This is a genomic window from Pseudomonas sp. CC120222-01a (assembly GCF_003097235.1).
Lineage (GTDB): Bacteria > Pseudomonadota > Gammaproteobacteria > Pseudomonadales > Pseudomonadaceae > Aquipseudomonas.
Map to the genome: position 1 here is coordinate 1 of NZ_QEQQ01000011.1, position 20,133 is coordinate 20,133.

Annotated in this window: 16 protein-coding genes and 1 pseudogene; 10 read left to right on the forward strand and 7 right to left on the reverse strand. The window is 62.6% G+C overall.

The features are described 5' to 3' along the window. From N430_RS15300 to N430_RS15315, 4 genes and pseudogenes are all read right to left on the reverse strand, one after another. A partial coding sequence (locus N430_RS15300; RefSeq protein WP_133248855.1) for a transposase occupies positions 1-267 on the reverse strand: 267 nt, incomplete at its 3' end. A 109-nt stretch (positions 268-376) separates the two neighbouring features. Then, positions 377-1,159, reverse strand: a complete 783-nt coding sequence (locus N430_RS15305; RefSeq protein ID WP_110637830.1) for a hypothetical protein — start codon at positions 1,157-1,159, stop codon at positions 377-379. Between the two features lie 44 nt (positions 1,160-1,203). Further along, a pseudogene (locus N430_RS15310) lies at positions 1,204-1,664 on the reverse strand (HipA domain-containing protein); the annotation flags it as partial. Positions 1,665-1,728: 64 nt separating this feature from the next. Beyond that, the gene (locus N430_RS15315; protein ID WP_110637831.1) at positions 1,729-1,980 is read right to left on the reverse strand and encodes a helix-turn-helix transcriptional regulator; all 252 of its coding nucleotides are present in this window, start codon (positions 1,978-1,980) and stop codon (positions 1,729-1,731) included. A gap of 278 nt (positions 1,981-2,258) precedes the next feature. Between N430_RS15315 and N430_RS15320 the strand changes: the two genes are divergently transcribed. Beyond that, positions 2,259-2,450 carry a hypothetical protein gene (locus N430_RS15320; protein ID WP_054885888.1) on the forward strand — a complete coding sequence of 64 codons (192 nt, stop codon included), beginning with the start codon at positions 2,259-2,261 and terminating at the stop codon, positions 2,448-2,450. A 211-nt stretch (positions 2,451-2,661) separates the two neighbouring features. Here the strand turns inward: N430_RS15320 and N430_RS15330 are convergent, their stop codons facing one another. Next, the gene (locus tag N430_RS15330; RefSeq protein ID WP_371922778.1) at positions 2,662-4,941 is read right to left on the reverse strand and encodes a TonB-dependent siderophore receptor; all 2,280 of its coding nucleotides are present in this window, start codon (positions 4,939-4,941) and stop codon (positions 2,662-2,664) included. 157 nt (positions 4,942-5,098) lie between these two features. Here N430_RS15330 and N430_RS15335 point away from each other — a divergent pair, with 157 nt between their 5' ends. The 3 genes from N430_RS15335 (at position 5,099) to N430_RS15345 (ending at position 8,962) form a co-directional block, all read left to right on the forward strand. Then, the gene (locus N430_RS15335; protein ID WP_110637833.1) at positions 5,099-5,818 is read left to right on the forward strand and encodes a response regulator; all 720 of its coding nucleotides are present in this window, start codon (positions 5,099-5,101) and stop codon (positions 5,816-5,818) included. Between the two features lies 1 nt (position 5,819). After that, positions 5,820-7,187: an ATP-binding protein gene (locus N430_RS15340; RefSeq protein ID WP_110637834.1), complete on the forward strand. Its 1,368-nt coding sequence runs from the start codon at positions 5,820-5,822 to the stop codon at positions 7,185-7,187. A gap of 104 nt (positions 7,188-7,291) precedes the next feature. After that, entirely contained in the window at positions 7,292-8,962 is a 1,671-nt protein-coding gene (locus tag N430_RS15345) for an FMN-binding glutamate synthase family protein (protein WP_110637835.1), read from the forward strand. Positions 8,963-8,992: 30 nt separating this feature from the next. On the opposite strand, the gene N430_RS15350 is transcribed toward N430_RS15345, so the two are convergent. Then, positions 8,993-10,282: an OprD family porin gene (locus N430_RS15350; RefSeq protein ID WP_110637836.1), complete on the reverse strand. Its 1,290-nt coding sequence runs from the start codon at positions 10,280-10,282 to the stop codon at positions 8,993-8,995. Positions 10,283-10,726: 444 nt separating this feature from the next. Between N430_RS15350 and N430_RS15355 the strand changes: the two genes are divergently transcribed. Beyond that, complete coding sequence (locus N430_RS15355; RefSeq protein ID WP_110637837.1) at positions 10,727-12,829, forward strand: TonB-dependent siderophore receptor; 2,103 nt, start codon at positions 10,727-10,729, stop codon at positions 12,827-12,829. A 506-nt stretch (positions 12,830-13,335) separates the two neighbouring features. Here the strand turns inward: N430_RS15355 and aguA are convergent. Continuing rightward, on the reverse strand, positions 13,336-14,442 hold the full coding sequence (gene aguA / locus N430_RS15365; RefSeq protein ID WP_110637839.1) for an agmatine deiminase: 1,107 nt from the start codon (positions 14,440-14,442) through the stop codon (positions 13,336-13,338). 453 nt (positions 14,443-14,895) lie between these two features. Between aguA and rfbC the strand changes: the two genes are divergently transcribed. From rfbC to N430_RS15390, 5 genes are read left to right on the forward strand one after another with little or no spacing between them, the layout of a single operon-like run. Beyond that, positions 14,896-15,438: a dTDP-4-dehydrorhamnose 3,5-epimerase gene (gene rfbC / locus N430_RS15370; RefSeq protein WP_110637840.1), complete on the forward strand. Its 543-nt coding sequence runs from the start codon at positions 14,896-14,898 to the stop codon at positions 15,436-15,438. Further along, entirely contained in the window at positions 15,435-16,295 is an 861-nt protein-coding gene (gene rfbD, locus N430_RS15375; RefSeq protein ID WP_110637841.1) for a dTDP-4-dehydrorhamnose reductase, read from the forward strand. The genes rfbC and rfbD overlap by 4 nt, the downstream gene beginning before the upstream one ends. Before the next feature lie 38 nt (positions 16,296-16,333). Further along, complete coding sequence (locus tag N430_RS15380) at positions 16,334-18,148, forward strand: ATP-binding protein (RefSeq protein ID WP_110637842.1); 1,815 nt, start codon at positions 16,334-16,336, stop codon at positions 18,146-18,148. Continuing rightward, the gene (locus N430_RS15385; RefSeq protein WP_110637843.1) at positions 18,145-19,554 is read left to right on the forward strand and encodes a sigma-54 dependent transcriptional regulator; all 1,410 of its coding nucleotides are present in this window, start codon (positions 18,145-18,147) and stop codon (positions 19,552-19,554) included. The genes N430_RS15380 and N430_RS15385 overlap by 4 nt, the downstream gene beginning before the upstream one ends. Continuing rightward, complete coding sequence (locus tag N430_RS15390; protein WP_110637844.1) at positions 19,551-20,006, forward strand: YiiD C-terminal domain-containing protein; 456 nt, start codon at positions 19,551-19,553, stop codon at positions 20,004-20,006. The genes N430_RS15385 and N430_RS15390 overlap by 4 nt, the downstream gene beginning before the upstream one ends. Positions 20,007-20,133: the final 127 nt, after the last annotated feature.

Below are 20,133 nucleotides of genomic sequence, written 5' to 3' on the forward strand. Positions count from 1 at the left end.
AGCCTTTTTTAGTATCGACTTCTCGCGTTCAAGGCGCGTGATGCGAGCTTCCAGCTCTTGGATTTTTTGCTGCTCTGGCGTCAACGCTTTGCTGGCCGGCGTGATGCCGCCGCGCTCTTGCTGAAGCTGATTAACCCACCGGCGCAGGGCTGACTCGACCAAGCCGAGCGAGCGTGCAGCTTCGGCGTGGCTATAGCCTTGGTCGAGCACCAGGCAGGCAGCTTCGCGCTTGAATTCAGGAGTAAAGGTACGGCGTTGCTTGGTCATCAGACACCTCTCTGTGGCGAGCATTCTCGCCTAAATTGGTGTCCGGGGTTAGTAGACCACTACACAAATGGAGGAACAAAGGGTGAGGGGCACAATCACGAGCCGCTCATCAGTCGCTAGGGAGGTGCCGCTTGGGGCCGCTCCAGTTGAAGCAATTAAGTACCCGGATGAGCACGGACTGTAAACGCTCCATCGACTCTGGAGACACATCAACTTCGCCGTAGTGGCCGTCGGCCATGGTCGAGCCGTACTTCGATCCATTCAAGCAGTTCAACATCAGCACCCCGCCCGCGGCTTTTACTAGCGTGTTGTCGATCGGCTTGAGTTCTATTTTAGCCCCTCGCACTCCGAGCCCCCTCGCTCGATCCTCCTGATGCTGAGCTGAATTCCTGACACCTCGCAAATCAGGGAAATGCTCATTCATCTCATTGCTTAGTTGGGTGACCTCTGGGGGGACGCCGGCGGTTTTGCTGAGAACCGTGAGGAATTTGTCGAACGCATCCATTGCGTAGAGGAACGCTCTGGCGTAAATCAAAACGACGTTGTGTTTCAGTTCTCGGGGGATTCGGCCTTGAGACCATTTCTCCCGCTTATGAATCACCTCAGCCTCGAAATAGATCTCCATGTACTGATCTCGACTAAAGCCTCCCCTGGCCTGGGTCAGCGCGTCTTGTATCTCACTGCGGCGCGCCCTGTCCCTCTCCCAATCGTCGGGACTGAACGACGAATTTTGGGAATCGATTAGCCGGGCTTGGTGAAATAGGTTAAGAGCTGTATTGGCCTCAAAAAAACTCCCTTCGAGGTGCCGAAGCAGGCCCTCCAATTCCCAGGATAATTGACGGTCTTCCATCTCAAGGCGAACGCCAGGCACAGTCAACTCAAAAACCCACATACACATGCTCCTCATGCGCGGGAGAGATTGGTGTTCAATTGTAGTTACCTGATTCGCACAATAGTGGTTGCGAACCTTGCGTGCGAACCACCGATGCGAACTGGGCCGCCAAGGGCTATTAGCTGCTGCCTGATAACTTCCGCGGGCTGATCAACTCCACACGTTTCGGCAAACTCCAGCACCCCCAAACGTGAGGCGAAAAGCGATTTGTTTCCGGACAGCGACAAAGCCAGCACATTTTCCGGGATGTAGGTCGTGGTATTTACGATGTCATAGGCGGGAGTCAGGTAGGCATCGCGTTGCGTGGGGCTTGAGTACAGCAAGCCGAAAATCTTGAGGTGTGTATCGACATTACCGACGATGCAGCTGGGTGCCACCATCACGAACAGCTGCCTCAGCGAAGGCTATACCGCTTCTGGTGCGCAGAAAAGGCGATGGCTTTGGCAATTGCTGCGTAGCTTTTGCTGTATTTCGGGTCTGCCGAGAGCCCCATCAAAACAGATAATCACCAGCGCTTTTCAGGATCGTTCCGCTTATACCCTCAGGTGTAGAAACGGTTAGGGAAACACTCATTCAAAAATCCCCTGAATCTCGTCCAACGTAGGCAGCACGGCCGGCACCATTCTTAGCTCACAATCCAAGGCTCCCAAAACCCTTGCATAGGCACCTATCGATACCGAAAGGGCACCCTTTTCTATGGCAATGATTTTTTGCCGGGTCAGGAGCGCTCGATCTGCCAGTTGGCTTTGGGTGAGGCCGAGGTTCAAACGACGTGTTCGAATCTGCTCGCCCAAGCGCTTGGTAATGAGAATGTGGTCCATGTTCCATATTCGTGACAACGGCGGATGAATGTAACGTATACCAGACCATGCAAATGGGCTATCGAAATTTGCCCAGCGCCCAGGAAATCACTTAACCCATCGACGCGGTTCATCGCCACGACAAGCGCGGCTCCCGCATGCCTTGGAACATCGCTTGCCGACGATGGGCGGCACCGTGCGACGAGCGGCGAAGATCGAAAATGAGCAGGTTGGCATAATGGCATCGCGATTTACCCGCCCATCCATTTATCCAATCCGCCGTTGTGAGCCCCTCTGCAATGAATGCCGAAATCCGTTACTCGATCATCCTGGAGCACAACGCTGAAGTGCTGCTTGCCAATGCCTCCATGGCACAGGTCGAGGCATTCTGGGATGCCAACGACTCGCGCTATTTTGGCTTGCACATGGAAGACCCGTGCGGCTCGCATGTGCGCGTCATGGTCACTGATGAAATGCCAGAGGACGAATAGGCTGCACTGTTGCTCAGAGAACAATGCCAGCAAGGCCGCCGTGAATCCTGTGGCAGCGGCTTTAGCTGCGAAGCAGGAGACACGGTGGATGGCACCGGCTTTGCCGGTGTTCGCGGGCAAGCCCGCTCCCACAGGGATCTCGTCAGCTTTTAGAAATTGAGCAAGACAGCCGCTCCAACAAATTGGGGACGCAAAGCGCCCCCCCTATTGATCAGAACGCGGTGCTGACCGTCAGCGACATGTTGCGCGGGTCACCGTAGATCGCCCCGGCATAGAACCCGTACTGGGTGTAGTAGTGCTTGTCGAACAGGTTGTCGACATTGAGGCTCACCGAGGTGTCGTCGGTCAGCTGGTACTTGGCCATGGCATTCCAGATCGCATAACCCGACCAGTTCACGTCGGTCGCTCCAGCACTCACGCCGTTCACCGGCTGCCCCGCCGGGCTGGAAATCGCGCGGATGTTGCTCTGCGCTTTCACACCCGCGCCCAGCGTCAGGCGGTCCAGCGGGCCGGACAGGCGATAGGTGGTCGAAGCCTTGAACAGGTGCGACGGGTCGCTGCGCCCGTCGCTGTCGACGCGGCGGAAATGCAGGTAGGTATAACCGGCATACACATTCCAGTTCGGCGTCAGCGCACCAGCGATCTCCAGGTCGATACCGTCGGTTTCCTGCCCGGTACCGGCCTTGTAGGCGTCACCCCCGGTCGGCGTGGTCAGGCCGTCGTCGAGCACCGCCTTGTTCTGTTGCTTGGTGCGGAAGTACGCCGCCGAGGCGTTCAGGCGCCCGTCCAGCCACTCGCCCTTGATGCCGGTCTCGTAGCTCTGGCCGCGAATCGGCTCGACCTTGGTACCGCTTTCGGTCTCGGCCGTCTGCGGGTTGAAGATGTCGGTGTAACTGGCATACAGCGAGTAAGTGTCGTTGAGGTCGTACACCGCGCCCAGGTACGGGGTGACGATGCCGTTGTTCTGCTGGTTGCTGCGCACGCCGGCGACACTGTTGGTGGTTGCCGAGTAATCGGTGGTGCGCACGCCGACGATGACCGACAGCGGGTCGGTAATGCTCAACCGGGTCGCGGCGTACATGCCCTGCAAGCGGGTGGTGGTCTTGCTGTGGCGGCCGGTGCGCGAGGCAATCATGTCGTAGTCGCTGTCCACGCCGTTGTGCCAGTCGGTGAGCGGGAAACCGTTGTTGGCGCGGAACTGGCAGCCCACCGAAGGCGCGCTGACGCGGTCATCGCTGACCATGGTGCAGCTGTATTCCGGCGACCAGGCCACGGTGCGGCTGTCGTTGTAGCCGACCATCGCCTGGTGGGTGCGACCGAACAGCTGGAACGGGCCGGAAAGGTCGATCTGAGCGGACTGCTGGGTGGTGTCGCTGGAGCTGTGCAGGCCGTTGAGCACCGCGCCGCTGCCATCCTGGTCCCAGTAGCCGCCGTAGCTGCCACGGCCAGCCGAGTTGACCTTGGCCAGGCCACGGTGGTTGAGCACTTCGGCCGTGCTCTGGGCGGCTTTCAGGTCCAGGGTCCAGTCGTTGTCGAAGCGGTGCTCCAGCGAGCCGAAGGCGGTGCGGGTGGTGTACTCGCCAAAGCTCCAGCTCGGCACCACGTTGGTGCTGCGTGGCAAGTCGGTCTTGCTGCCGTCCTTGTACCAGATCGGGATGTTGGCACCCCAGCCGCCACCGACCACCTTGTTGTATTCGTACTGGTAACCGGCGCCAATCGTGGTGGCATCGTCGATATCGAATTCGAAGTTGGCCAGTGCCGCACGCGAGCGTTCGGACTGGTTGTCGCGGAACGAGTTGGCGTCGCCCTGGGTCATCACGAAGCGCGAGCGCAGGCGGCCGTCTTCGGACAGCGGCAGATTGAGGTCGGCGCCCAGGCGGCGTTTGTCCCAGCTGCCATAGGTGGCGTAGGCGCTGCCGCCAAACGTCCGGGTCGGTGCCTTGCGGATCAGGTTGACGGTGGCCGACGGGTCGCCTGTGCCACCGAGCAGGCCGTTGGCACCGCGGACGATGTCGATCCGCTCGTACAGGTCCATGTTCAGCGCGTTGCCGCCGCCGCTGAAGTCGGAGCCACCCTGGAACTGCAGGCCGTCGACCTTCCAGTTGCTGATCGAGTAGCCACGGGCTCGAAAGTCGGTACGCCCACCGACTTCGGACTTGGTCGTGCTCACGCCTGGTGTGGTGTCCAAAGCCTGCTCGATGGAGTGCACATCGCGGTCGTCCATCTGCTGGCGAGTGATGGTGGTCACCGACTGCGGCGTCTGCCGTGGGGTCAGCTTCAGCCCGGTGGAGCTGCGGGTGTTTTCCACCGTGTAGCCGAGCTGCCCGGTCTCATCTGCGGACACAAGTGCACTGTCCTCGATCTGCGTGGCATCCAGCTCCAGTGGCTGGCTTTCGGCAGCCAAGGCGCTGCCACTGATGGCGACGGCAACAAAGAAGGCAAGCGGGTGCAGGCGGCTACCGCCCCGGACAGCTGGAGTGAAGTCGTTCATGGCGCTCTTGTGATTCATTTGGGAAGGTTTCGTATTCGCAGATGATTTTTTGTTACGATTCTAGGGATCCGCCCTTTGGGCTCCATACCCGGCTTGTACGGGGATGTAATTGAACGTAACGAGCGCTGCCGGCCCTCCCCGAACAGGTGTTTTCCCGATGAGCACAACCTTGCTGGTTGTCGACGATGACGACGAAATCCGCGAACTTCTTTGCGATTACCTCACCGATGCCGGCTATACCGTACTGGCGGCAGCAGACGGTGATGGCATGCGCGAGCAACTGGCCGCGAGCAAGGTCGACCTGGTGGTGCTCGACCTGATGCTGCCAGGCGAGGACGGCTTGAGCCTGTGCCGGCAGTTGCAGGCGACGCCGGGCCTGGCGGTGATCATGCTGTCGGCCAAGGGCAGCACGCTGGACCGCATCATCGGCCTGGAAGTGGGTGCCGACGACTACCTGGCCAAGCCATTCGAACCGCGCGAGCTGATCGCCCGCATCAAGGCGGTGCTGCGCCGCCCGCAACGCCTGGATACTCCAGCCGAAGAGCCAGCGGCCGAAGCCCAGCGTTTCGCAGGCTTCAGCCTCGACCACGTCAAGCGCCTGCTGACCCGCCCCGACGGCGAAACCCTCACCCTGCCCCGCTCCGATTACCGGGTGCTGCGTGAACTGCTGGAGGCCAACAATCGGGTGGTCTCGCGTGATCAGCTGACACGCAGTGCGTTTGGCCGCGACCACCACCCCGACGATCGCTCGGTGGACATGTGTATCAGCCGCCTGCGCCAGCAACTGCGCCGTGCACCGGCCGGCGATATCCAGATCCTGACCATCCGCAACGAAGGCTATCTGCTGAGCATCGCCCGTGCCGAGGCCGACAGCTGACATGCGTTGGCTCCGTCGCCTGTGGCCACGCACGCTGTTTGGCCAGCTGTTGCTGATCATGGTCAGCGGCACGCTGGTGATCCAGTTGATGTCGAGCAGCATCTGGTTCGATGTGCGTTTCGCCCAGGTGCTCGAGGCACCGATCCGGCTCATGGCCGCACGCAGTGCTCCACTGATTGCCCAGGCCAATTGCCACACGCAAGACCTGCAGGTGCCCGCGCACTACCAGTTGCGTTGCGCCGAGAACGAACCTGTGCAGCAGGAGGATCAGCGGCGCGGGCGCCGGCGCGTCGAACTGTTGCTGCAACAGGCGCTCAAGTACGAACTGGGCCATGCCCAGGCAGTGCGCCTGCTGAAGGTGCAACTGACCGATGAGCTGGGTCAGCCGATCGTCTGGCGCAGCCTGTTCGGCCTGCGCACCGCCCAGGCGCATATCCAGTTCGCTGTGCCGTTGCCCGATGGCCATTGGTTGAGCATCGACGGGCAGGAGCTGCAGGGCTGGAGCGGCGAGTCGGCGTGGGTGCTGATCAGCGACTACCTGCTGCGGGTCTATGCGCTGCGGATCGTCGCCGTGCTGCTGGTCTGCCTGATCGCGGTGCGCCTGTGCCTGCGCCCGTTGCGGCGCCTGGCCGATGCCGCGCGCGGGCTGGGCAGCAACCTCGAACAGCCTGCGCTGGCCCTGGACGGCCCCGAGGAAGTACGCCAGGCCGCGCTGGCCTTCAACGCCATGCAGCAACGGCTGATCGCCATGGTCAACGACAAGGCCTACTTCCTGGCCGCCGTGTCCCACGACCTGCGCACCCCGTTGACCCGCATGCGCCTGCGCCTGGAGCGGCTGTCGGATGACGAGCAGCGCGAACGCCTGCGGCAGAACATCACCCAGATGGACAACATGATCGGCCAGGTGCTGGATTACCTGCGCGCTGGCGAGCAGCAAAACCTTCAGCAGGTCGACCTCGACCGCCTGGTGGCGCGGCTGTGCGCGGACCTTGCCAGCAGCGCGGAACCACTGCCTGTACATGGCAAGGCTGGTAGCCTGCGGGTCGATGCCCTGTTGTTACAACGCTGCCTGCAGAATCTGGTGGTCAATGCCCTGCGTTACGCCAGGCAGGTTTCGGTGACGCTGGAAACCGCCATCACTGGCGTTTACATCCACATCGACGACCGCGGCCCCGGCATTGCGCCCGGCCTGCTAACCACCATCACCGATCCGTTCGTGCGTGGCGAAGGGTCACGCAACCAGGCATCCGGGGGCTATGGGCTGGGGCTGAGTATCGCCCAGCGTATCGCCAGCAGCCATGGCGGCGAATTGCTGCTGCGCAATCGCGAAGGCGGCGGTTTGCGCGTCAGTGTCTTGCTGCCCAGGTGATCCAGCCCCTCACATTCAGGTAATAGTCTTTTACCAAAACCCCAGGTTTTCCCGACCTGGGGTTTGCCTATCCTAGGCCGCGTCATCCAGCCTGCGATGGACCCATGAAAGATTCGCTCCCCAGCCGTTATGCCTGCCTGGCCCTGTGCCTGGTATTCACTTTCGCCAGTATCCCGTTTCTTGCCCAGCACAGTTGGCTCTGGCCGCTGACGGTGGTCACAGCCCTGCTCAGCCTGGTCGGCCTCAACGACCTGCGCCAGAGCCACCATGCGGTGCGGCGCAACTACCCGATCCTGGGCAACATCCGCTACCTGATCGAGACCATCCGCCCCGAGATCCGCCAGTACCTGATCGAGGGTGACGACGACAAGCTGCCGTTCTCCCGTTCGCAGCGTTCGCTGGTGTACGCCCGGGCCAAGAACGAGAGCGCCGAGAAAGCCTTCGGCACGCTCAACGACGCCTACAAGCCCGGCTTCGAGTTCATCAGCCACTCGATGCTGCCGGTCGCCACACCCGACCCGGCGTCGTTCCGCATTTCCATTGGCGGGCCGCAATGTCGCCTGCCCTACTCCGCCTCGATCTTCAACATCTCGGCCATGAGCTTCGGCGCGCTCAGCGCCAATGCAATTGCCGCGCTCAACCAGGGCGCACGCCTTGGCCGCTTTGCCCATGACACCGGCGAAGGCAGCATCAGCCCTTACCACCGCGAGCATGGCGGCGACCTGATCTGGGAAATCGGCAGCGGCTACTTCGGTTGCCGCACCGAAGACGGTCGTTTCGACGCGCAACGCTTCGCCGAGCAGGCGCGCAGCCCGCAGGTGAAGATGATCGAAATCAAGCTCAGCCAGGGCGCCAAGCCCGGCCACGGCGGGATTCTACCGGCCCACAAGGTCAGCCCGGAAATCGCCGCCACCCGGGGTGTGCGCGTGGGCGAAGACTGCATCTCTCCCGCCGCGCACAGCGCATTCCGCACCCCAGTGGAGCTGCTGCACTTCGTCGCCAGCCTGCGCGAGCTGTCGGGCGGCAAACCGGTGGGGTTCAAGTTCTGCCTGGGCCACCCATGGGAGTTCATGGGCATCGCCAAAGCCATGCTGGTCACCGGCATCACCCCGGACTTCATCGTCGTCGACGGCAAGGAAGGCGGTACCGGCGCTGCGCCCCGGGAGTTCAGCGACAACATGGGCGTGCCGATGCGTGAAGGCCTGATGTTCGTGCACAACACCCTGGTCGGCCTGAACCTGCGTTCGAGCATCCGCATCGGCGCGGCGGGCAAGATCGTCAGTGCCTTCGATATTGCCAGCGTGCTGGCCATCGGTGCCGACTGGGTCAACTCCGCTCGCGGCTTCATGTTCGCCATCGGCTGCATCCAGTCGCAGAGTTGCCACACCAACAAGTGCCCGACCGGCGTTGCTACGCAAGACCCATTGCGTCAGCGTGCGCTGGTGGTGCCCGACAAGGCCGAGCGGGTGGCCAGCTTCCATCGCAACACGCTGCATGCTCTGGCCGAAATGCTCGCTGCCGCAGGCCTGGAGCACCCGTCGGAACTCAAGCCCAAGCACCTGGCGCGGCGTATCAGCACCAGCGAGATCAGCTTGTTTTCCGACCTGCATCAGTTCCTCAAACCCGGCGAATTGCTCAGCGGCTCGATCGAAAGCGAGTTCTATGCGCGGATGTGGCGGATGGCGCGCAGTGACAGCTTTGCGCCGGAGACGGGGGATGTTGCGGTGGCACCGGCAGTCGCCAGCGTGCGCCGCAAAGAAACAGCCCCGGCATAGGCCGGGGCTGCTCGAGACGCTCGGTCAGGATCAGAAGATGCTGATCGGGTACTCGACGAATACGCGGACTTCGTTGCCGTCGTCGTTGTAGCCGTTCTGCTGTACCGCGTTGTTGGTACGCAGCCAGGATCCACGCAACTTGACCGACAGGTCCTTGGCCGGGCCGTCCTGAACGACGTAGCGCAGCTGGTTGAAGATTTCGCGCTCTTTACCTTCGCCGAACCCGTGGGTGTTGATGTTGTCACCCGCCACGTAGGCGATCTTGTAGGTCAGGCCCGGCATGCCGAAGGCGCCGAAGTCCAGGCCGTAGGCGAGCTGCCAGGAGCGCTCGTCTTCGGCGTTGAAGTCGGACCAGTAGGAGTTGGCCAGGTAGATGGTCGAACCACCGTCACCCACGCCGCCACGGTCCTGGTACCAGCCGTAGTTGTAGCCGGTGCTGCCGGTGCTGCGCTGGTGCGCCAGGGTCACCGAGTGCGGGCCGAAGGCGTAGGTGGCCGCCAGGCTCCAGATGGTGTTTTCGTCACCGGTCAGCTCGGCTTTCTGGACGTACTTGCTGTTGATGTCCGACTTGTAGCCGTTGAAGTCCAGGGTCAGGGACTGGTCTGCCGCGATCGGGAAGACGTAGTTCATGCCCAGGTAGTGCTTCTTCATCACGTCTTCAATGTTCGACGTGTAGGCAGAGGCAGTGAAGTTGTCGGTGAACTTGTAGCTACCACCGAACACATCGATCGACTTCAGGTGGCCGCTGTCGCGACCTTCGGCGCTCTTGCGCGCTTCTTCGGTGAAGTGACCGGCGTTCAGCTCCAGGCCTTCGATCTCCTTGGAGGTGATGAAGGTACCGGTGTAGCTCTCGGGCAGCAGGCGGCTGTCGTCGTACTGCAGTACCGGCAGCTCAGGCATCATGTCACCGTACTTGAGCACGGTGTTGGAGACGCGGAACTTGATGGCTGCGCCACCGCGAGCCAGGTTGTGCGGCGAGTTCTTCGGGTCGTTGTCGCTGGCCTTGAAGAAGTCGATGCCGGCAGCGCCGTTGCGGCCTTTGCCGCCATCCAGGCGCATTGCATACAGGCCGAAGGCGTCAACGCCCACGCCGACGGTGCCCTGGGTGAAACCGGAGGAGAATTTGCCGATGAACGCCTGGCCCCATTCGCTCTGGTCGTTCTTGCCGTGCTTCTTGTCGCGGTTGATGAACGCGTTGCGCAGCAGAACGTTGGCGTGGCTGTCTTCGACGAAGCCCTTGCTGTCGGCCTGATCGTTGGCCTGGGCCTGGGTCGCGGCGATCATCGCCAGGGCGACCAGGCTGATCCTGGTTTTCAACATGTTGTTTTCCTTATTTCTAAATCAAAAACGCTTTGCACCATTACGCCAGGAACCAACGCCCCTTCGTAGGTTCGACGCTGTGCGGATCCGAACTGAAAAGCCCGCCGACAGTGGTGTGGCGGGCTTTAAGCAGCAGCATGGCCAGTCGTGGCCAGCAAGCGTTGGCCGAATCCTAGCTGCCCGCGATTACAAATGTCAAAAAGTCGTGAATTGCAGGTTGATATAACCAATTTCACTGCTATGACTGGTGCATTTTCATGCCACTTGAGGCAATCGGCAGTCATTTTGACTTCAAGCGGGCTTTTCTGGATCAAACCGTGGAAAAGCAGAGTTTACAAACTGATACATATGTAAAGACAAGGCTTTACAAATACCTGAGCAGCAGTAAATAACAAGCATTACCATTCGCGCCTGTTTTTCATTTACCCCTGCCCGGATGTTCCGATGCCCGTCCCCAATCGCCTGCCCTTCCTTGGCCTTGGCCTGTCACTGTTGATCAGTCCCAGCCTGGCCAGCGCCACCAGCACCACACTTCCCGAACTCTCGGTGACTGCCGAGAGCGAGCGCGAAAAAGACAACCCACAGGTCAAGGAGGTCAGCACCGCGACGCGTACATCGACGCCGGTGCGCTATGTGCCGCAAGCCATCGACACGGTGAAGACCTCCAACGTCATGGATTACGGCAGCAATACGCTGGGCAAGGCGCTGGAGGGCATTCCCAACGTCAGCAGCGGTGCCGATACGCGTTTCGACAGCATCCGTATTCGTGGCTTCGAGGCCAGCAACGACTTCTATCTGGACGGCATCCGCGACGACAGCCAGTACATTCGCGACCTGCATAACATCGAACGGGTCGAAGTCCTCAAAGGGCCTGCTGCCGTGCTTTATGGCCGTGGCAGCCAGGGTGGCATCGTCAACCGGGTGAGCAAGGCGCCAGAGCATGGGCGGCGCTCGTCAATCGAAGCCCAGGGCGGCAGTGAAGACCTGCGCAGCCTGTATGCGGACCTCAGTGCCGACCCCAGCGACACCATCAGCCTGCGCCTGAACATGGGCAACCAGGACAACAACAGTTTCCGCGATGGCATCGACGGCAGCCGGCAACTGTTCGCGCCGTCGATGAGCTGGCAGCTTTCCCCCGACCTCAACTGGCTGGTGCAGTACGAATACAGCCGCTACAACCGCACGCCTGACCGTGGCATTCCCGGTGTCGACGGGCGCCCGGCGGATGTCGGCCGCAGCACCACCTATGGCGACACCCAGCGCGACTACATCGATGACCGCGCGCAGTCGCTGCGCTCGCGCCTGAACTACCAGCTCAACGAAACCTGGCAATTGCGCCACACCCTCGGCCTGTTCAAGCTCGACAGCGACTTCGACAACACCTACCTGACCGGCTACAACGCCAGCAACCAGACGGTCACCCGCCAGCGTTGGCAACAAGACCTGACCACCCGCAATCTGTTCAACAACCTGGAAGCCGAAGGTGATTTCGCCACCCTCGGCCTTGAGCACAAGCTGTTGGTCGGGCTGGAGTTCGGCAATCAGCGCCGTGACCCGACGCTGTACACCGCCGCGCCGGTATCGGCCGGGGGCAGCCCGGTCCCCCCTTTGAATGTCTACAACCCCGACCGCAGCCTGCAGCACAATGGCCGCATGGTGGTGTCGAGCGACAACCACACCGTGGTCGACAGCCGCGGGCTCTACCTGCAGGACCAGATCCGCCTGAATGACCAATGGCAATTGCTGGCCGGGGTGCGTTTCGACCAGTTCGAGGTAGAGACCACCAACAAGGTCCGCAACCTGTCCGAGAAACAGGACAGCAACACCACCAGTCCGCGCCTGGGCGTGGTCTACACCCCCTGGCGCGACCACTCCTTCTATGCATCGTGGAGCAAGACATTCTCGCCCGTGGGCGGCGGCTTGATCGGCATTACCCCAGGCGCGCCGGGCAACACCAACGACACCAGCCCGGAGCTGACCCGGCAGAAAGAGATCGGGGTGAAGAGCGACTGGCTGGACGAACGCCTGAGCACCACCTTGGCCATCTATGAACTGGAACTCTACAACCGCCGCACCCGCGACCCGAACAACCCGGAGATCACCCTGCTCAGCGGGCTGCAACGCTCACGCGGCATCGAGCTGACTGCTACCGGCAATATCGTCGGCAACTGGTACGTGCGTGGCGGCATTGGCTTGCAGGATGCCACCATCGTCAAGGACAACAATGGCCTGGAAGGCAACCGCATCAACGATGTGGCCAAACGCAACGGCAGCCTGTTCGTGACCTGGAAACCCGAACTGGGCTGGTATGCCGAGACTGGGCTGACGCTGGTTGGCGAGCGCTACGCCGATAACCAGAACACCACGGTATTGCCAGGCTATGGCCGTTGGGATGCGCTGGCGGGGTTCCGCACCCATGACTGGGATGTGCGGGGCGCGCTGAGCAACATCACCGACAAGACCTACTACAGCTCGGCGACCAGCGCCGCGCAGATCCAGGTCGGCGACCCGCGCAGCCTGGTGGTGACCGGTACCTACAGCTTCTGACGCTGGCTGCCTGTACCGGCCTCTTCGCGGCTAAAGCCGCGAAGAGGCCGGTACAGGCTGTCCCTAAACGAAAACGCCACCGCAATTGCGGTGGCGTTTTTCATGGGGCGGGCTCCTGCCCTGGTCAGTGCCAGACCCCCAGCAGCGCATCCAGCTCAGCGTCGCTGATCAGCCCTTGAGGATAGCGGCCGTCAAGCAGACGTCGTGGGTCGGTCGTCCTGACCCGTTTGCCTCCATGGTGTTTCAACCACTGCGCCACAACCCTGAGCGATTGGTGATTGACTGCCGATGGGCGCAAAGCCGTCTCACTTGCTGCGTTCATGTCCACACGTACTCCCTGGGCCCGTGAGCGGCTAATTTACGTCTTGATTGTTACAGAACGGTGTGCCCGGCCTGCCTGGGTAACTCTCTGAAAAACAATACAAAACGTATGCCATCGAGCCTTCCGGATATCGTCGAAGCAAAAAAAAGCCCGTCATCTGACGGGCTTCTTCGCATGGCGGCTATCAGCGCTTGGCCGGTGCCGGCTGCTGCTGGGTCAGGCAGTGGATGTTGCCACCGCCGAGCAGCAGCTCACGGCCCGGGATCATCACCACTTCGTGGTCCGGGAAGACCTTGGCCAGAATCGCTCTGGCCTGGGCATCTGCCGGGTCATTGAAGCTCGGCGCAATGATGCCGCCGTTGACGATCAGGAAGTTCACGTACGAACCGGCCAGACGCACCGACGGGTCGCGCTCCTGGCTACCGGCTACCTGATCAACGCCCGCGCACTCTTCTTCAGTGGCGAACAGCGGGCCCGGGATCGGCATCTTGTGCACCACAAACTCGCGGCCTTTGGCATCACGGGTGTTTTTCAGCACCTCGTAGGCGGCGTGGCAACGGGCGTAGTTGGGGTCGTTGGAATCATCGGTCCAGGCCAGTAACACTTCGCCCGGGCTGACGTAACAGCAGAAGTTGTCGACGTGGCCGTCGGTTTCGTCGTTGTACAGGCCATCGGGCAACCAGACGATGGTTTCCACCGCCAGCTGCTCGCGCAGGATCTCTTCGATCTGCTCGCGGTTCAGGTGCGGGTTGCGGTTGCGGTTGAGCAGGCATTCTTCGGTGGTGATCAGGGTGCCTTCACCATCGACGTGGATCGAACCGCCTTCAAGCACGAAGCCTTCGGTGTGGTAGCGCTGGCAGCGCTCCATTTCCAGCACCTTGGCTGCCAGCTCCTCATCACGGTTCCACGGCGCATACAGGCCACCGTCGAAGCCGCCCCAGGCGTTGAAGCCCCAGTCCACGCCGCGCACTTCACCGTGGTCGTTGATCACGAAGGTCGGGCCGGTGTCGCGCACCCAGGCGTCATCGTTGCTGATTTCCACCACGCGAATGTTCGGCAGGTCGAGCTGACGACGGGCGTTTTCGTACTGAGCAGCGGAAACGGCCACCGTCACCGGCTCGAAGCGGGCGATTGCCTTGGCCAGGGTGACATGGGCCGCCTGCGCTGGCTTGCCGCCCAGGCGCCAGTTGTCCGAACGCTCCGGCCAGACCATCCAGACCTGGCTTTGCGGCGCCCATTCGGCGGGCATGTGGAAACCGTCGGCGCGGGGGGTGGAGTTTAGGGTCTTCATGGGTAACCTCTGCAAAGGCACTGGGCCGATGGTCGATGGATAGCAAGTGAATGTGACATTTCCGACGGTGCATCATGCCCGCCGCAGTTGGCTAATTTATAACCGATACATATCGACTTTAGAAGCCTTATAAACGATTTGAACCCAATAAAAAGTTATTTTTTACCGATATAGATCGACAAACGGTCAACCAGGATCTGTCGGGACTCCACGTTCGATATAATCGCTTGGCGCAGGCTGCATCAGCATGCCAAAAAGCCTCAAGATGAAACCTGTTTCATGTTTCTACTGAGGAAGCCGGGCTTGTGGCCGATAACCCGGTGCGAAGATGAAATCCACAGGTGGGCGCGTGCTGGCTCACCGCCAGCCGATCTAGGCTCAGTTTGCCAAGACGGCGGACGTAGAGCGGACCTTTCAAGGTCGGACCTTCAGCACACTGACCGAAGAATTTCCATGAACATCATAGCGACCGAGATACCCGACGTAGTCATCATCGAACCGAAGGTCTTCGGCGACAGCCGTGGCTTCTTCTTCGAAAGCTTCAATGCCCGCGAATTCAAGAAACAGACCGGGTTCGACGGCCACTTTGTCCAGGACAACCATTCGCGCTCCCAGCGCGGCGTGCTGCGCGGCCTGCATTACCAGATCGACAACCCTCAGGGGAAACTGGTGCGCGTGGTGCAGGGCGAAGTGCTGGACGTGGCCGTGGACATCCGCCGCAGCTCGCCGTACTTCGGTCGCTGGGTAGCCCGCCGCCTTACCGCCACCGACCACCTGCAGTTCTGGATTCCACCCGGGTTCGCCCATGGCTTCCTGGTGCTGAGCGAAACGGCCGACTTCCTGTACAAGACCACCGACTACTACAACCCCGCCGCCGAGCGCTCGATCCGCTGGGACGACCCTGACCTGGGCATTGACTGGGGTGTGGAGTACCCGACCCTGTCAGCCAAGGACCAGGCGGCAGTGCTGCTCAAAGACGCGGACCTGTTCCCATGAGAATTCTCGTCTGTGGCCACCATGGCCAGGTCGCTCAGGCACTGCAGGAGCAGTTGAACGGGCTCGGCGAAGTGCATCTGCTTGGCCGCGACCAATTGAACATGGCCAACCCCGAAGCGCTGCGCGAGCCGCTGCGGCGCCTGGCCCCGCAGCTGATCATCAACGCCGCCGCCCACACCGCGGTGGACCAGGCCGAAACCGAACCGGACCTCGCTTTCGCGATCAACGCAGAAAGCCCACGGATTCTGGCCGAAGAGGCGGTGCGCCTGGGTGCGCCGCTGATCCACTACTCCACCGACTATGTCTTCGATGGCGAAAAGGCCTTGCCCTACACCGAGTTCGACCGCCCCAACCCGCTGGGGGTCTACGGCCGCAGCAAACTGGCCGGGGAGCAAGCCATCAGCGCAGTGGATGGCGAACACCTGATTTTGCGCACCAGCTGGGTCTATTCACTGTACGGGCGCAATTTCCTGCTGACCATGCAACGCCTGCTGCAGGAAAAACCGCAGCTGCGAGTTGTCGACGACCAGATCGGTGCCCCCACCTGGGCCACCACCATCGCCGTCGCCACCCGGGCACTCATCGAGCGCTGGCAAGCCGGGCAGCGCGGCGCCTGGGGCACCTATCACCTGACCGCCCAGGGCGAAACCTCCTGGTTCGGCTTCGCCCAGGCTATTGGCGAACAACTCAAGGCGCACGGCCTGCCTTGCGCCGAACTGCTGCCGATCCCGTCCAGCGAGTACCCGACCCCGGCGCGCCGCCCGGCCAACTCACGCCTGGACTGCTCGCGCCTGGCCCGTGAATGGGACGTCCACCTGCCGCACTGGCAGCAAGCGCTGATCGACTGCCTCAAGTAGCGCATAATTGCGCCAGACCCATCTGGCGCACTTACGCGATGATTGCAAAACCCACGTCCCCTCGCCGTCCCCGCTGGCGCAGCCTGGCCCTGCTGGCCCTGTGCCTGGTGCCACTGCTGTGGCCACTGCACCATCTGGCCGAGCGCTACTACCAGGACGAACTGGCCTCGCAGAACCGCCAGACCCTCGACCTGTACGTCGCCAACCTGCTTGGCACCCTGCACCGCTACGAGACCCTGCCGCAGATCCTCGGCGACCTGCCGGCGCTGCGCGGCGTGCTGGCCGACCCGTTCCGCCTCGAGGCAGTCACCAACGCCAACCGCCTGCTCAAGGACATCGTCCAGCAGACCGGCGCCGAGGTGATGTACCTGATGGACGTCAGCGGCAACACCCTGGCCGCCTCCAACTGGGACAAGCAGGACAGCTTCGTCGGCCGCAATTTCTCCTTCCGCCCTTATTTCATCGAAGCCATGGCCGGCCACCTGGGCCGCTTCTTCGGCCAGGGCACCACCTCGGCCAAGCGCGGCTACTTCTTCGCGGCCGCCGTGCGCGACCGCGAGCGCATCGTTGGTGTGCTGGTGGTCAAGGTCGATCTGGACCATACCGAGACCCTCTGGGGCCGTACCCCCGAGCAACTGCTGCTGACCGACCACAACGGCGTGGTGATCCTCACCTCGCGGCCCGACTGGCGTTTTCGCGCCACCCGCGAGCTGACCGACGCCGAGCGCCAGGCGATCGTCGCCATCCAGCCCTACCCGACCCAGGCCCCGCAACCGCTGGTGCTGAACCAGGACGCCTGGCTCACCCAGACCCGCGACATCAAGGAAACCGGCTGGCAGGTGAGCATCCTCGCCCCGCGCCTGTTGGTCGATCGCTCGGTGCAGACGGTGATGGCCATCGGTGCCGGCGCGCTGCTGGTGCTGATGCTGTTCGCCGGCCTGGTGATGCAGCGGCGGCGCCACTACATCGACCGTATCGACTTCGAGGCCCGTGGCCGGCAGGAGCTGGAATCACGTGTGGCCGAGCGTACCGCCGCCCTCGAAGGCCTCAATACTCGGTTGAAAAGCGCCGTACTGGAGCGTGAAAACGCCCAGCAGGAGCTGGTGCGCGCTCAAGACGAACTGGTGCAGGCCGGCAAGCTGTCGGTGCTCGGCACCATGTCGGCAAGCATCAGCCACGAGCTCAACCAACCCCTGGCGGCGATCCGCAGCTACGCCGAGAACGCCGAAATCCTGCTCGACCACCAGCGCACCGAGGATGCCCGCGGCAACCTCAAGCTGATTGGCGAACTGACCGGGCGCATGGCCTCGATCATCGCCCACTTGCGCGCCTTTGCCCGTCGCGACCGCCACGCCCCGGAAAGCGTGGCCCTGCAACCTGCACTGGATGATGCCCTGGCCCTGCTGGCCAAGCGCCGCCGGGCGATGGCCGTGGAGCTGATCCGCGACCTGCCCGAGGCCACCCTGTGGGTGCAGGCCGGTGAAACCCGCCTGCGCCAAGTGCTCGGCAACCTGCTGGCCAACGCCCTCGACGCCCTGACCGAAAAGGCCAACCCGCGGCGCCTGTGGCTGAGTGCCGAAAAGCACGATGACTGCGTCTACCTGTACATTCGCGACAACGGCCCTGGCTTCAGCCGCCAGGCCCTGGAGCACGCCAAGGAGCCGTTCTTCACCACCAAGACCCGCACCCAGGGCCTGGGCCTGGGCCTGGCCATCTGCGAAAGCCTGATGCGCGCCCTGGGCGGTGAACTGCTGCTGGCCAACCACCCTGAAGGTGGCGCCCTGCTCACCCTGCAACTGCGCGTGGCCGCCCCCGGCGCTACCTTGCCCACTTCGGAGGACCCCTCGGCATGACGACCGAGCCTTACATCGACAGCCAGGCCCAGGTGATCCTGGTCGATGACGACCCGCACCTGCGTCAGGCCCTCAGCCAGACCCTCGACCTGGCCGGGCTCAAGGTGGTCGCCCTGGCTGACGCCCAAGGCCTGGCCGAGCGCATCGAGCCGGACTGGCCGGGCGTGGTGGTCAGCGATATCCGCATGCCTGGCATCGACGGCCTGCAGTTGCTGGAGCAGTTGCACGGCCGCGACAGCGAACTGCCGGTGCTGCTGATTACCGGCCACGGCGATGTGCCGCTGGCGGTGCAAGCCATGCGCGCGGGCGCCTACGACTTCCTCGAAAAACCCTTCGCCAGCGACGCCCTGCTCGACAGCGTGCGCCGCGCCATGGCCCTGCGCCGCTTGGTGCTGGACAACCGCAGCCTGCGCCTGGCCCTGAGCGACCGCCAGCAACTGGCCACCCGCCTGGTCGGCCACTCACCGTCGATGCAGCGTCTGCGCGAGCAGATCGGTGCCCTGGCGGGCACCCGCGCCGATGTGCTGATCCTCGGTGAGACCGGTGCCGGCAAAGAAGTGGTTGCCCGCGCCCTGCACGACCTGTCCAGCCGCCGCGACGGCCCGTTCGTGGCCATCAATGCCGGTGCGCTGGCCGAGTCGGTGGTCGAAAGCGAACTGTTCGGCCACGAGCCGGGCGCCTTTACCGGCGCGCAGAAGCGTCGTATCGGCAAGTTCGAGTTCGCCAATGGCGGCACGCTGTTCCTCGACGAGATCGAGAGCATGAGCCTGGACGTGCAGGTAAAGCTGCTGCGCCTGCTGCAGGAGCGGGTGGTCGAGCGCCTCGGTGGCAACCAGCTGATCCCGCTGGATATCCGCATCATCGCGGCCACCAAGGAAGACCTGCGCACCTCTGCCGACCAGGGGCGCTTCCGTGCCGACCTCTACTACCGCCTGAACGTGGCGCCGCTGCGCATTCCACCTTTGCGCGAACGTGGTGACGACATTCTGGTGCTGTTCCAGCACTTCGCCGATGCCGCCAGCCAGCGCCATGGCCTGGCACCCCACAGCCTGCAACCGGCCCAACGGGCCATGCTGCTGCGCCATGACTGGCCAGGCAACGTGCGCGAACTGCAGAACGCTGCCGAACGTTTTGCCCTGGGCCTGGAGCTGGCCCTCGATGGCCAGGCACCGCCTGCTGCGCCGACCGCGACGCCGATTTTGCTGGGCAACCTCAGCGAGCAGGTCGAGCAGTTCGAACGCTCGCTGATCGCCGCCGAACTGGCCCAGCCCCACAGTTCCATGCGCAGCCTCGCCGAAGCCCTGGGCATTCCGCGCAAAACCCTGCACGACAAGCTGCGCAAGCACGGCCTGCATTTCGAAGGCGGCAGCAGCGGCAACGACGACCACGAGGAAAACCGCCCATGAGCGCCGATAGCCAATACCTGCAGTCCGTACTGCACGGCGACATCCCACTGACCCGTGAGATGGGCCTGGAAGTCATCGATTGGCAAGCCCAGACCCTGCGCCTGCAACTGCCGCTGGCGGCCAACGTCAACCACAAGAGCACCATGTTCGGCGGCAGCCTGTACTGTGCCGCAGTGCTGGTGGGATGGGGCTGGCTGCACCTGCGTCTGCGCGAACTGGGTATCGACGACGGGCATATCGTCATCCAGGAAGGCCAGATCAGCTATCCACTGCCGGTAACCGGCGCGGCGGTGGCGCGTTGTGAGGCACCGGACGAAAAGACCTGGGAGCGGTTCCTGACGATGTACCAGCGCCGTGGCCGGGCCCGGCTGACGCTGGCGACCACGGTCAGCAACGCCGGCAGTGATGAGCCCGCCGTGACCTTCAGCGGGCAGTACGTCCTGCACCGCTGACAAGGCTGGCACGATCCCTGTGGGAGCGGCCTTGTGTCGCGAAAGGGGCGCGTAGCGGCCCCAGGTTTTCAGCTTCGCAGCAGAAATTGCCGGGGCCGCCTTGCGGCCCTTTCGCGACGCAAGGCCG